Origin of the sequence: Mesorhizobium humile, assembly GCF_033977215.1 — a bacterium.
Lineage (GTDB): Bacteria > Pseudomonadota > Alphaproteobacteria > Rhizobiales > Rhizobiaceae > Mesorhizobium > Mesorhizobium humile.
Genome location: NZ_JAVIIV010000002.1, coordinates 356,312 through 368,750, shown reverse-complemented (window position 1 = coordinate 368,750; position 12,439 = coordinate 356,312). Strand labels below are relative to the sequence as shown.

Sequence of the window (12,439 nt, the reverse complement as noted above, 5' to 3'; positions counted from 1 at the left end):
AGCATGGCCAATCTTCGCGACCACATGGGCAGGCCAATCGTCGCCGTGACCGGCATCGGCGTGGTGACCTCGCTCGGCGTCGGCAAAGCAGACAACTGGGCAGCGCTGACCTCGGGGAAATCCGGCATCCATCCGATCACCCGCTTTCCCGTTGATCAGCTCAACACGCGCATTTCCGGCATGGTCGACTTCCTGCCGTCGAGTTCCAGGGGCGCCAGTCACCTCACTTACGAACTGGCCGAGACCGCCGCCCAGGAAGCGGTGTCGGAAGCCGGCCTCGATAGTGGCGATTTCGGTGGACCGCTGTTCCTCGCCTCGCCGCCGGTCGAGCTCGACTGGGCCGACCGCTTCTCGCTCTACAATGCCGACAAGCAGGATGGCGGCGCAGAAAGGCTGCTGCGCGTCGCGCGCGGGCTGAAGGAGCTCGACATCTTCGAGACCACCCAGTTCGGCTCGATCGCCGATCGTCTCGCCGACCGCTTCGGCACGCGCGGCCTGCCGATCACGCTATCAACGGCCTGCGCTTCCGGCGCCACGGCTATCCAGCTCGGCGTCGAGGCGATCCGCCGCGGCGAATGCGACAAGGCGCTGTCGATCGGCGCGGACGGTTCGGCGACGGCCGAGGCGCTGATCCGCTTCTCGCTGCTCTCCGCTCTCTCCACCCACAACGACATTCCTGAAAAGGCCTCAAAGCCTTTCTCCAAGGATCGCGATGGCTTCGTGCTGGCCGAAGGATCCGGCGCGCTGGTGCTGGAATCGCTGGAAGCCGCATTGGCTCGTGGCGCGACGGTCCTCGGCATCATGAGCGGCTGCGGTGAAAAAGCCGACGATTTCCACCGCACCCGCTCCAAGCCCGATGCCTCGCCGGCGATCGCGGCGGTGCGCGCCGCCCTTGCCGATGCGGGCATGAGCGAGGACGAGATCGAGTATGTCAACGCGCACGGCACATCGACGCCGGAAAACGACAAGATGGAGCATCTGTCGCTGTCCACCGTCTTCGGCGAGCGTATCGGCTCGATGCCGGTCTCGTCGAACAAGTCGATGATCGGCCACACGCTGTCGGCCGCCGGCGCGGTGGAGGCCGCCTTCTCGCTGATGACCATGCGCGAAAGCGTCATCCCGCCGACCATCAATTACGACAATCCCGATCCGGCGATCGTCCTCGATGTCGTGCCGAACAAGAAGCGCAACGCCGAGGTTGGCACCGTTTTGTCGAATTCCTTCGGCTTCGGCGGCCAGAACACCTGCCTTGTCATGGCGCGGGAACCGGTCTAAGCGGACTTTTTCAGCCAATGCATGTCGCGCAAAAGTGAAATCGGTTTTGCGATGACGACATGCATAAACAAAGAACTAAAGCGCAACGCGCTTTAGAACTGAACCGACAGGCCCTATGCGCGCATTGCAACTTATCGAGGACCGCCGCCTTGAAACGGTGGACCTGCCGCCTCCCCCGCCGCCTTCGCTGGGCGAAGTGACGCTCCGCATCAAGGCGGTGGCGCTCAACCATATCGACGTCTGGGGCTGGCGCGGCATGGCGTTTGCCAAGCGCAAGCTGCCGCTGGTCGTCGGCGCCGAAGCCGCGGGCGAGGTCGAGGCGGTCGGACCGGGCGTCTCCAATCTCTTGCCGGGGCAATTGGTGTCGATCTATGGCGCCCGCACCTGCGGGCTCTGCCGCGCCTGCCGCGAAGGCCGCGACAATCTCTGCGAGCATGTGTCCGGCGTCCATGGCTTCCATCTCGACGGCTTCGCCCAGGAAAAGATCAACCTGCCGGCACGCCTGCTGGTGCCCGCTCCTCCCGGCGTCACCGAGATCGGCGCCGCGGTCGCTCCGGTCACCTTCGGCACGGTCGAGCATATGCTGTTCGACAACGCTAGGCTGGAGCCCGGCGAAACCATCCTCGTCCATGCCGGCGGCTCCGGCATCGGCTCCGCCGCCATCCAACTCGCCAAGAAGATGGGCTGCACCGTCATCACCACGGTGGGCTCGAACGACAAGATCGACAAGGCCAGGGCGCTTGGCGCCGATCACGTCATCAACTACCGCGAGGACCGTTTCGAAGGCGTGGTGCGCAAGCTGACCAGGAAGAAGGGCGTCGACGTGGTGTTCGAGCATGTCGGCGCCGACACCTTCGCCGGCTCGATGCTGTGCCTGAAGCGCGGCGGCCGCCTCGTCACCTGCGGCTCGACCTCAGGCGTGTCGACGCAGGTCAACCTGATGCAGCTCTTCCAGCAACAGCTGAAGCTGCTCGGCTCCTTTGGCTGCCGCATGGAGAACATGGCCAACGCCATGCAGAAGATGGCGGCGGGGCTCGTTGCCCCGGTCATCGATACCGAGGTGGGTTTCGACGACATCGACGCCGCGCTGAAGCGCATGGAAGGCCGCGACGTCTTCGGCAAGATCATCCTGCGCGTTTCCTGAGACAGGATGGTCGGCAAGGTGTTCAGGAAAGCCCGCCGGGACTTGATGTTCCGCTACGGCTTGCGGCTGCGCCAGCTGGAGCACTGGCTGGTCGCCAAGCTCGCCATCGTGTTGCTCTCGCTGCTGCGCCTTCTGCCGCCGGACAGCGCGCTCAACTTCGCCGACCGCGTCACCCGCCGCATCGGTCCGCTGGTCGGGCGCCATCGCGTAGCAGTCAACAACCTGCGCCTCGCCTACCCGCAAAAGAGCGACGCCGAGATCGAGGCCATCGCACGCGACATGTGGGGCAACATGGCCCGCCTCGCGGCCGAATACATTTTCCTCGACGCGCTGTTCGACTTCGATCCGGACGCCTCTGAGCCGGGCCGGGTCGAGGTACGCGGCGTCGAGCATTTCCACGAGATCGCCGGCGAGAAGAAGCCGCACATCCTGTTCACCGGCCATCTCGGCAATTTCGAGTTGCTGCCAGTGGCCGCCGCCACGTTCGGCATGAACATCACGGCGCTGTTTCGCCCACCGAACAACCCCTATCTCGCCGACTACATCCACTCGACGCGCCGCTCCTCGATGGGCGCCCTGCTGCCCTCCTCCACCGGCGCGTCCTTCGCCCTTGCCGCCATCCTGGAAAAGGGTGGCAACATCGGCGTGCTGGTCGATCAGAAATTCTCGGGCGGCGTGGACACGACGTTCTTCGACCGCCCATGCCAGAGCAATCCGATGCTCGGCATGCTGGCGCGCCACTATGACTGCGATGTCTACCCCGCCCGCTGCGTCAGGCTGCCGGGCAACCGCTTCCGCCTGGAAATCGAGGACAAGCTGACCTTGCCGCGCACCGAAGGCGGCAGCGTCGATGTCGCAGCCACCACCCAGCTGCTCACCGATGTCGTCGAGCGCTGGGTGCGTGAGGATCCCGGACAGTGGATGTGGTTCCACAAACGCTGGGAAATCAGCGGCCGCCGCCGCAAGCGCGGACAGGCAAAACCCGCCAACTGAGATTCCGAACCACCGAGGCTAGAGCAATTCCAGGAAAAGTGCGTAGCGGTTTTCCGTCCGGAATTGCGTAAAAACAAAGACTTAGAGCGGTTCTGCGTTTCCGTGAAGCGCTGAACCGCTCTAGCGTATTTGCGGCCGGAAAAGCTTCGGGGACTTCACTACACACAAAATAGAAAAGCCGCGAAGATTGATCTTCGCGGCATCGATATTGGCTTGGCGATCAGGCCAGCAAAGCGATCTCAGAAGATCGGCACCCCGAAGTTCGGCCGGTAAGTGTCCATGGTCGCGCCATTGCGGTCTTCTGAAAGCAGGGTATCCGAGCCGAAGCTGGCCCTTAGCCCGACCACATACTTGTGGACGTTCACGCTGCCCGACGCCTCGGATATCGTCAGGTGGTCCCACTGATAGCGCCCAAACACGGACCAGGGCGTGCCGGAAAACCTGTAGGTCGCCTGCAGGGCGCCTGTGAGAGTGTCGAGATGACCGCCACCCGCGGACAGTCGCGAGTATCCAAGTTCACCATCGAAGCGAAGGTTGTCCTGAGCAAAGAAGCGCACCACGCCGCGGCCGCCCCAATTGTCGAAATGCTCGGATTCGCCGCTTGCCCGCAACTGGCCGTAGTAAACTTGGCCATAGAGCGTCACGTTGCCGAAATACGCCTGAGCCTCAGGACCGACAGTGAAGCTATAGAGGTTCGCGTCGCTTAGACCTTCGTCGCCGCCATATCCATTGAGCGTCGCAAACCCGCCAAGTGCATAAGAGCTCGGGTCGCGCCAGTAGCCATGAACGGCCCCGCCATAGCTGTAGATGTTCGTTCCCTGCACCCAAAGCGAATCGACGACGGCATCGGTCTGGATGTTCCAGCGGGCATCAATCGGGAAATTGACGCGAGCGGCGCCACCGGCCGCCGTGCCCGTCTCGTGATCGCCTGGGACCGAAAAATAAAGGCCGCCGAGATAGAGCTCGCCATAGCCCGAAATATGCGGCTGTGCGAGTTCCTGATCCAGAACAACCGGCGCATCGGCAGCGAAGGCTGAGGTGGCCGTTGCCGCGAGTGCGGCGCCTAGAAGAAATCGATACATCTGTAGTCCCCAAGCAAACGAGATTAGCGTCTGCTTATCTACCACTGCGCATTGATACAAACCAGTCGAACATGGCGTAAGCCATTGTTTTTCGTGGCATGTGAGGCTTTAAGGCAACGATCACCGAGGCGTAGGCAGCAGTCGCCGCCTGCGCCGGGTGAAATCCCCGGTCCGGCCAAACTCAGTTGGCCACGACGATCCGCGTGTTGCCGAAGCCGACTTCCTTGACCATCGCATAGAACATCGCGGCGTTGGCCGGATGCAGGCGCACGCAGCCATGCGAGGCCGGGCGCCCGAGATTTCTCACCGCCCCGGTGCCGTGGATGGCGTAGCCGCCGTGGAAGAACACCGAATAGGGCATCGGCGAGTTGTCATACTTGCGCGAATACCACATCCGGGCGGCCCATTGCGGCCGGTAGCTGCCGCGTGGCGTGAAGTAGCCCTTGCGCGCGGTCGACACGCTCCAGCGGTAAACAACCTGGCCGTATTTGCTGACGGTCATGGTCTGTGTCGAGACATCGATGTTGGCGACCAGCGTGGCCGCCCGGCTTGCGAAAGCCATGCCGAACAACGCGGTTGCCAGCACGGTTGCCATGAGAACGAACTTTTTCATGCGATCAAACCCCTTTGATTGCCCCCTGCCATTCGCGCGGTTTTTCCATCTTTTTGCCGGCAGATGCGTTAAGTACCACACACTCGTTGACGAATCCGCCAATCCAATGCGGTGAATTTGAACGATTTTCCCGGTATAGTTGCCGCTGCGACACTCACCCTCTGGAGTTTAGGAAGGCGCGTTGGGCCATGCCCGGATCGTCGTGTGGCAATGAGCGACTGGCTGCTTGCAAAAGTGCCGCGTTCCTTCTTCAATCCGCCGGATGAATGAACGACTTCTCAAGGCGGTCGAGGATCGGGTCGACGACCTCGTTGCGCTGACCGCGGACCTGATCCGCTTTCCGACCGTCAACCCGCCAGGCGAAGCCTACCGGCCATGCGCCGAGTTTCTCGGCGCGCGTCTCAGGAAACGCGGCTTCGAAACCGAGTTCATCCGTGCCGAAGGCGCGCCCGGCGACAGCGACCGCTATCCGCGCGTCAATGTCGTCGCCCGTTTCGACGGCCGCTCGCCCGGACCTTGCGTGCATTTCAACTCGCATATCGACGTGGTCGAGGCGGGCGAAGGCTGGACCGTCGATCCCTTCGCCGGCGTGGTGAAGGACGGCAGGGTCTATGGCCGCGGCGCCTGCGACATGAAGGGCGGCCTGGCGGCCTCGGTCATCGCCGTCGAGGCCTTCATGGAGGTCCATCCGGATTTTCCCGGCGCCATCGAGATATCGGGCACGGCGGACGAGGAATCGGGCGGTTTCGGCGGCGTCGCCCATCTGGCGCGGCTCGGCTATTTCTCGAAGCCGAAGGTCGACCACGTCATCATTCCCGAACCGCTGAACAAGGATCGCATCTGCCTTGGCCATCGCGGCGTCTGGTGGGCCGAGATCGAGACCAAGGGCGAGATCGCGCATGGCTCGATGCCGTTCCTCGGCGACAATGCGGTGCGCCATATGGGCGCCGTCCTGCAGGCTTTCGAGGACGAGCTGTTCCCGGCCCTCGACCGCAAGATGACGCGCATGCCGGTGGTGCCGGAAGGCGCCAGGCGCTCGACCATGAACATCAATTCCATCCATGGCGGCCAGACCGAGGATTTCCGGCCGGGGCTGCCCTCGCCCAACGTGCCGGATTCCTGCCGGCTCACCATCGACAGGCGTTTCCTGCTGGAAGAGGACATCGCCACCGTCAAAAGCGAAGTCACAGGCATCCTCGAGCGGCTGAAGCGCGAGCGCAAGAAATTCGACTACGAGATCCGCGACCTGATGGAGGTGCTGCCGCTGATGACCGAGCGTGACGCGCCGGTGGTGCAGGCCGTCGCGAAAGGCATCATGGCGGTGTTCGACCGCGAACCCGACTACGTCATCTCGCCCGGCACCTACGACCAGAAGCATGTCGCGCGCATCGGCCACCTCTACGATTGCATCGCCTATGGCCCGGGCATTCTCGACCTCGCGCACAGGCCGGACGAATGGGTGGGCATCGCCGACATGGTGGAATCGGCCAAGGTGATGGCGATCGGTCTCAACATCCTGCTGAGAGGCACGACGGACTGATTGCGCCGATCATGGGAAAAACATTTCCCGCGGCGGGACACGGCAGCATGAAACGCGATTTACTCGCGCGCGAAATCACGCTTCTATCCGCCAGCTTGACCACGTTTTGAGCAATGGGAGTTCAGCGATGAAACTGTGGAAGACCATCCTGGCCGCGGCTGTGCTGTCGCTTGCCGCCGCCACGTCGGCCTTTGCCGCGCGCACTGATCTCACGCTCGGGATCGTGCTCGAGCCGCCACATCTCGATCCGACCGCCGGCGCGGCCGCGGCCATCGGCGAAGTCACCTATGCCAATGTCTTTGAAGGGCTGACGCGCATCGACGACAATGGCCGGGTTCAGCCCGCTCTCGCCGAGAGCTGGGCAGTCTCCGACGACGGCAAGGCCTACACGTTCAAGCTGCATTCCGGCGTGAAGTTCCACGATGGCTCGGCCTTCAGCGCCGACGACGTTAAATTCTCGCTGGACCGGGCACGTGCCAAGGATTCGCTCAATCCGCAAAAACAGCTCTTTGCGCACATCACCGATGTCACGGCGGTCGATCCGGCGACCGTTAAGGTCACCCTCGACGGGCCGCAGGGCGATTTCCTCTACGACGTGGGCCAGGTTGCGGCGGTGATCGTGGCGAAGGGATCGGCCGACGGCAATAAGGACAAGCCGATCGGCACTGGTCCATTCAAGCTCGATCACTGGGCGAAGGGTTCCGAGATCACACTCGTCAAGAACCCGGACTACTGGGGTACACCCGTCGCGCTCGACAAGGCGACATTCCGCATCGTTCCCGACGCCGCCGCGGCTGTCCCCGCACTGCTCTCGGGTGACATCCAGGCTTTCGCCAACATGCCCGCGCAAGACGCGCTCGGGCAGCTCCAGTCCGACCCCCGCTTCAGCGTCGTGATCGGCTCGACCGAGGGCGAGACAATCCTGTCGATCAACAACAAGAAGCCACCCTTCGACAAGCTTGCGGTGCGGCAGGCGCTCGCCTCGGCGATCGATCGCAGCGCCATCATCGCAGCGGCCTCGAACGGTCTTGGAAAGCCGATTGGCTCTCATTTCTCGCCAGGCGATGCGGGCTATGTCGATCTCACCGGAGTCTATCCGCACGACATCGCCAAGGCCAAGGAGTATCTGAAGGAAGCGGGGCTGGAGAACGGCTTCTCGGCCACGATCAAGCTGCCGCCCGTGCCCTACGCACGCGACGGCGGCCAGGTGATCCAGTCCCAACTGAAGGAGATCGGGGTCAATCTGCAGATCATCCCGGTCGAATGGGCGGAGTGGCTGAGCCAGGTCTTCACCAACAAGGATTACGACCTGACGATTGTTTCCCATGTCGAGCCGAACGACATCGATATCTATTCGCGGCCCGGCTACTATTTCCAGTATGACAATCCGAAGTTCAACGATGTCATCAAGGCGCTCGGCACCACGGTCGACAAGGACAAGAGGCTGGAACTGCTGGGCGAGGCGCAGAAGATTCTCGCGCACGACGTGCCCGCCGTTTACCTGTTCGAGCTGCCCAAGATCGGCGTCTGGGACGCCAAGCTGCAGGGCATGTGGACGAACTGGCCGATCGAGGCGGACGATCTCACCAAGGTCAAGTGGACGGATTGAGGGCAGTCGGCCAAGGGCAAACGTTGCGTTCCGTCGCCCCCCTCTCTGCCCTGCCGGGCATCTCCCCCTCAAGGGGGGAGATTGCGCTCCCTTCGCTGCTTTCGCCAATTTCCTGCGCCGCGTTGGTGTCACCGGCGCGGAAACTGCTGATCTCCCCCCTTGAGGGGGAGATGGCCGGCAGGCCAGAGAGGGGGGCGACAGAACGCCATCTTTGCCCAGTCTCTGCACCCGCCAACCAAACCATCCCGCAATGACAGCCTATCTCGTGAAGCGCCTGATCATTGCGGCCCTCACACTGGTGCTGGCCTCGATCGTGGTGTTCGCGGTTATGGAGATCCTGCCCGGCGACCCGGCGCGCCTGATGCTGGGCATGAATGCCAGCGCCGAGCAGGTCGAAGTGTTGCGCGACCAGATGGGGCTGAACGCGCCGTTGGTGCTGCGCTATCTCCACTGGGCGGCGGGCTTGCTCAGCCTCGATTTCGGCCGCTCCTACACCTATTCGGTGCCGGTCATCGACCTGGTGCGTGAACGCGTCGTGGTCTCACTGCCGCTGGCGCTGATCGCGCTGGCGCTCTCGACCATCATCGCCATTCCGGTCGGCGTCTTCTCCGCCAGCCGCCAGGGCCGGGCGAGCGACACGCTTTCCATGGGCGCCGCCCAGCTCGGCGTCGCCGTGCCGAATTTCTGGTTCGCGCTGATGCTGATCTATCTGTTCGCCGTCTGGCTGCGGCTGGTTCCGGCCGGCGGTTTCCCGGGTTGGAGCGCCGGTATCTGGACGGCGCTGAAATCCCTGATCCTGCCCGCCATTGCCCTCGCCCTGCCGCAGGCGGCGATCCTGGCGCGCGTCGCCCGCTCGGCGCTGATCGAGGTGCTGAACGAAGACTATATCCGCACCGCGCGCGCCAAGGGCCTGCCCTACCGGGCCGTGCTGTGGCGCCATGCGCTGCGCAACGCCATGATCCCCGTGCTTACCATCCTCGGCCTGCAATTCGCCTTCCTGCTCGCCGGCACCATCATCATCGAGAATGTCTTTTACCTGCCTGGCCTCGGCCGGTTGATCTTCCAGGCCATCACCCAGCGTGACCTGATTGTGGTCGAGAGCATCGTCATGCTGCTGGTCGCCGCCGTGATCCTGATCAACCTCGTTGTCGACTTCTCCTACGCCATCGTTGACCCCCGCCTCAGGGGCCGGCAATGACCATGCGCGTCGACCTGCCCGAAGAGACCATTGCCGGCGTGCTGGCCAAGGCCTTCGGCAACCGCTCCTTCCTGATCGGGCTCATCATCACGCTGCTGGTCGTGGCCGTCGCGCTCCTCTCCTTCCTGTGGACGCCCTTTGACGTCACCAGGCTGGTGATCGCCGACAAGACGCAGCCGCCCTCCTGGGTACACTGGTTCGGCACCGACCATTTCGGCCGCGACATCCTGTCGATGATCATGGTCGGCGCCCGCAATTCGATCGCAGTCGCGCTGGTCGCGGTCGGCATCGGCATGGGCATCGGCGTGCCGCTCGGCGCCTTCGCCGCCGCGCGCGGCGGAATGGCCGACGAGGCGCTGATGCGCGTCAACGATCTCGTCTTCGCCTTTCCGGCTCTGCTTTCGGCGATCATGATCACGGCGATCTTCGGCCCTGGCGCCGTCAACGCCATCATCGCCATCGGCATCTTCAACATCCCGGTCTTCGCCCGCGTCGCCCGCGCCGGCGCTTTAGCCATCTGGCCGCGCGAGTTCATCCTTGCCGCGCGTGCCGCGGGGAAGGGCATGACGCGCATCAGCGTCGAGCACATCCTGCCCAACGTCGCGACGCTGCTGCTTGTCCAGGGCACGATCCAGTTCGCGCTGGGCATCCTCGCCGAAGCCGGGCTTTCCTATGTCGGCCTTGGCGCCCAGCCGCCGATGCCGAGCTGGGGCCGCATGCTGTTCGACGCGCAGACCCGCATGGTGACGGCGCCCTGGATGGCGATCTTTCCCGGGATGGCCATCGTCGTCACCGTGCTTGGTCTGAACCTGCTCGGCGACGGCATCGCCGACATCCTCGATCCAAAATCGCGGCGGCGCAGATGAGCCTGCTCGAGATCGAGAACCTGTCACTGACGATCGGCGCCACACCGATCCTCAAAGGCGTCGAGCTGACCATCGCGCCAGGCGAGGTGGTCGGCCTGGTCGGCGAATCCGGCTCCGGCAAGTCGATGACGGCGCTGACGATCATGCGGCTTTTGCCGCATCTGGCTCGTGCCGACGGCCGCGTCGCCTTCAACGGCATCGACATCCTTACCGCGAGCGAGGATCAGATGTGCGCCCTGCGCGGCGACGATATCGGCATGGTCTTCCAGGAGCCGATGACGGCGCTCAATCCGGTCAAGACCATCGGCGAGCAGGTCGCCGAAGGCATCCGCTGGCACACCAAGGCCGGCCGCGCCGAGGCCGAGGACCGCGCCCGAAAAATCCTCGACCGCGTCGGGCTGCCCGAGGCCAAATTCCCGCTGTCGCGCTACCCGCATGAACTGTCCGGCGGTCAGCGCCAGCGCGTCGTCATCGCCATCGCCTGCGCGCTGAAGCCGAAATTGCTCATCGCCGACGAGCCGACGACGGCGCTCGACGTGGTGCTGCAGGCGCAGATCCTCGATCTTTTGCGCGATCTCGTGCGCGAGAACCGCATGGGGCTGCTGCTCATCTCGCACGACCTCGCGGTGGTGACCGAGATGGCCGATCGCCTGACCATCCTGCGCCGCGGCGAGGTGACGGAGGCCGGCGACACCGCGCGCACGTTGTCGGAGCAACAGCATCCCTACACGCGCGAGCTGGCGCTGGCCTCCATGCACGTGCCGGCGCGCCCGAAACCGCACCTTGCCGGCTCGGCAAAACCCTTGCTCGAAGTCGATGGCGTCGGCCGGGATTATCCGGGACGGCGCATATCCTTGTTCCGGCCGGCGCGACCGATCCGGGCCGTCGACGATGTCTCGCTCACCATCGAGCCCGCGCAATCGGTGGCGCTGGTCGGCCGCTCGGGCTGCGGAAAGTCCACGCTTGCCCGCATGATCCTGGCGCTCGACAAACCGACGGCGGGCACGATCCGCTTTCGCGGCGAGCCCATCACGGGCAAGCCGGAAGCGGCGCTGAGGCCGGCCCGGCGCGATATGCAGGTGGTGTTCCAGGATCCTTACGGCTCCTTCGACCCGCGCCAGAAGGTGGAGAAGCTGGTGGCCGAGCCGCTGCATCTTCTCGAAAAGCAGCCGCCCCTGGCCGAACGCCGCGAGATGGTCGCGCATGCGCTGGATGAAGTCGGTCTCGGTCCCCGCGACATGGACAAGTACCCGCATGAATTCTCGGGCGGCCAGCGTCAGCGCCTCTCGATCGCCCGCGCCATCATCACGCGGCCGAAGCTGGTGGTCGCCGACGAGCCGGTCTCGGCACTGGACGTCTCGATCCGCGCCCAGATCCTCGACCTTTTCGCCGAGCTCAACCAGAAGCTCGGCATCGCCTATCTTTTCATCACCCATGACCTGACGGTCGCCCGCGCCATGGCCGACGAGGTGCTGGTCATGCATGAGGGCAAGATCGTCGAGCGCGGCCGGGCCGCCGATGTGCTCGACCATCCGCGTTCGGAAGCGGCGCAGGCGCTGGTCGCGGCGGCGCCCGACCTCCACCGCGCCATCGCGCGCAAAATGCAGGAACAGGGGTAGACGAACAGTCGGTTTCAGCTCTCCGGCTTCACCACATCGACTGGACGGATATCGAGCAGGTCAAGCGTGCGGCGCAGCAGCCGGACTTCGCTCTCCGCCAGCTTGGAATCGGCCTTGGCGATCTCGGCCATGTGGCGCGCAAGCAGCTTTCGCCGCTCGACATCGAGATCGCGGAACAGCGCGATCGCCTGCGAGCCGTTGGTCTCGTAGCCATAGTCGTTGAGATATTCGATGACACTTTCGATGCTGGCCTCCGGGATGCCGAAGGCTTCCTTGCAGATGTGCCGGAAGACGACCATCTCGCTCTCCGAGACCGAGCCGTCAGCCAGGATCATGCGGAACAGCATCAAAAGTTCCGCCGACAGCACCGGGTCGTCCGCCACCTTGCGCACACCCGGGTCACCGTCGAAGATCGAACGTATCTGGTCGAGCAGCGCCATCGCTATCAGCCTCCTCCGCGATTCCATCTGATTGTTAGAGCAATTCCAGGAAAAGTGTGA

General features: G+C 64.0%; 11 protein-coding genes. 8 read left to right on the top strand and 3 right to left on the bottom strand.

What is annotated here, in order from left to right; all coding sequences use genetic code 11:
• Positions 1-3: 3 nt before the first annotated feature.
• The 3 genes from RFM52_RS04655 (at position 4) to RFM52_RS04645 (ending at position 3,412) form a co-directional block, all read left to right on the top strand.
• Complete coding sequence (locus RFM52_RS04655) at positions 4-1,275, top strand: beta-ketoacyl-ACP synthase (RefSeq protein ID WP_320295355.1); 1,272 nt, start codon at positions 4-6, stop codon at positions 1,273-1,275.
• A 115-nt stretch (positions 1,276-1,390) separates the two neighbouring features.
• Positions 1,391-2,419 (top strand): zinc-binding dehydrogenase, encoded by a 1,029-nt coding sequence (locus RFM52_RS04650; protein WP_320295354.1) that lies wholly within the window; start codon positions 1,391-1,393, stop codon positions 2,417-2,419.
• A 6-nt stretch (positions 2,420-2,425) separates the two neighbouring features.
• The gene (locus RFM52_RS04645; RefSeq protein ID WP_320295353.1) at positions 2,426-3,412 is read left to right on the top strand and encodes a lipid A biosynthesis lauroyl acyltransferase; all 987 of its coding nucleotides are present in this window, start codon (positions 2,426-2,428) and stop codon (positions 3,410-3,412) included.
• Positions 3,413-3,651: 239 nt separating this feature from the next.
• Here the strand turns inward: RFM52_RS04645 and RFM52_RS04640 are convergent, their stop codons facing one another.
• Positions 3,652-4,494: a hypothetical protein gene (locus tag RFM52_RS04640; protein WP_320295352.1), complete on the bottom strand. Its 843-nt coding sequence runs from the start codon at positions 4,492-4,494 to the stop codon at positions 3,652-3,654.
• Between the two features lie 181 nt (positions 4,495-4,675).
• Entirely contained in the window at positions 4,676-5,107 is a 432-nt protein-coding gene (locus RFM52_RS04635; RefSeq protein WP_320295351.1) for a L,D-transpeptidase, read from the bottom strand.
• 262 nt (positions 5,108-5,369) lie between these two features.
• Here RFM52_RS04635 and RFM52_RS04630 point away from each other — a divergent pair, with 262 nt between their 5' ends.
• The 5 genes from RFM52_RS04630 to RFM52_RS04610 all read left to right on the top strand — a co-directional run bounded on the left by RFM52_RS04630 (position 5,370) and on the right by RFM52_RS04610 (position 11,939).
• Positions 5,370-6,647, top strand: a complete 1,278-nt coding sequence (locus RFM52_RS04630; protein WP_320295350.1) for an acetylornithine deacetylase/succinyl-diaminopimelate desuccinylase family protein — start codon at positions 5,370-5,372, stop codon at positions 6,645-6,647.
• Between the two features lie 127 nt (positions 6,648-6,774).
• Positions 6,775-8,256, top strand: a complete 1,482-nt coding sequence (locus RFM52_RS04625; protein ID WP_320295349.1) for an ABC transporter substrate-binding protein — start codon at positions 6,775-6,777, stop codon at positions 8,254-8,256.
• 250 nt (positions 8,257-8,506) lie between these two features.
• Positions 8,507-9,454 (top strand): ABC transporter permease, encoded by a 948-nt coding sequence (locus tag RFM52_RS04620; protein WP_320295348.1) that lies wholly within the window; start codon positions 8,507-8,509, stop codon positions 9,452-9,454.
• Complete coding sequence (locus RFM52_RS04615; protein ID WP_320295347.1) at positions 9,451-10,320, top strand: ABC transporter permease; 870 nt, start codon at positions 9,451-9,453, stop codon at positions 10,318-10,320. Before RFM52_RS04620 ends, RFM52_RS04615 begins: the two co-directional genes overlap by 4 nt.
• Complete coding sequence (locus tag RFM52_RS04610) at positions 10,317-11,939, top strand: ABC transporter ATP-binding protein (RefSeq protein WP_320295346.1); 1,623 nt, start codon at positions 10,317-10,319, stop codon at positions 11,937-11,939. Before RFM52_RS04615 ends, RFM52_RS04610 begins: the two co-directional genes overlap by 4 nt.
• A 14-nt stretch (positions 11,940-11,953) precedes the next feature.
• Here RFM52_RS04610 and RFM52_RS04605 read toward each other — a convergent pair whose 3' ends face one another.
• On the bottom strand, positions 11,954-12,385 hold the full coding sequence (locus RFM52_RS04605; protein ID WP_320295560.1) for a TerB family tellurite resistance protein: 432 nt from the start codon (positions 12,383-12,385) through the stop codon (positions 11,954-11,956).
• Positions 12,386-12,439 lie beyond the last annotated feature (54 nt).

Excerpts from the sequence above, each read along its gene's own strand:
- RFM52_RS04625 (WP_320295349.1), top strand. The coding sequence starts at position 6,775 with ATGAAACTGTGGAAGACCATCCTGGCCGCGGCTGTGCTGTCGCTTGCC.
- RFM52_RS04630 (WP_320295350.1), top strand. The coding sequence starts at position 5,370 with ATGAATGAACGACTTCTCAAGGCGGTCGAGGATCGGGTCGACGACCTC.
- RFM52_RS04610 (WP_320295346.1), top strand. The coding sequence starts at position 10,317 with ATGAGCCTGCTCGAGATCGAGAACCTGTCACTGACGATCGGCGCCACA.
- RFM52_RS04640 (WP_320295352.1), bottom strand. The coding sequence starts at position 4,494 with ATGTATCGATTTCTTCTAGGCGCCGCACTCGCGGCAACGGCCACCTCA.
- RFM52_RS04615 (WP_320295347.1), top strand. The coding sequence starts at position 9,451 with ATGACCATGCGCGTCGACCTGCCCGAAGAGACCATTGCCGGCGTGCTG.
- RFM52_RS04650 (WP_320295354.1), top strand. The coding sequence starts at position 1,391 with ATGCGCGCATTGCAACTTATCGAGGACCGCCGCCTTGAAACGGTGGAC.
- RFM52_RS04655 (WP_320295355.1), top strand. The coding sequence starts at position 4 with ATGGCCAATCTTCGCGACCACATGGGCAGGCCAATCGTCGCCGTGACC.
- RFM52_RS04620 (WP_320295348.1), top strand. The coding sequence starts at position 8,507 with ATGACAGCCTATCTCGTGAAGCGCCTGATCATTGCGGCCCTCACACTG.
- RFM52_RS04635 (WP_320295351.1), bottom strand. The coding sequence starts at position 5,107 with ATGAAAAAGTTCGTTCTCATGGCAACCGTGCTGGCAACCGCGTTGTTC.
- RFM52_RS04645 (WP_320295353.1), top strand. The coding sequence starts at position 2,426 with ATGGTCGGCAAGGTGTTCAGGAAAGCCCGCCGGGACTTGATGTTCCGC.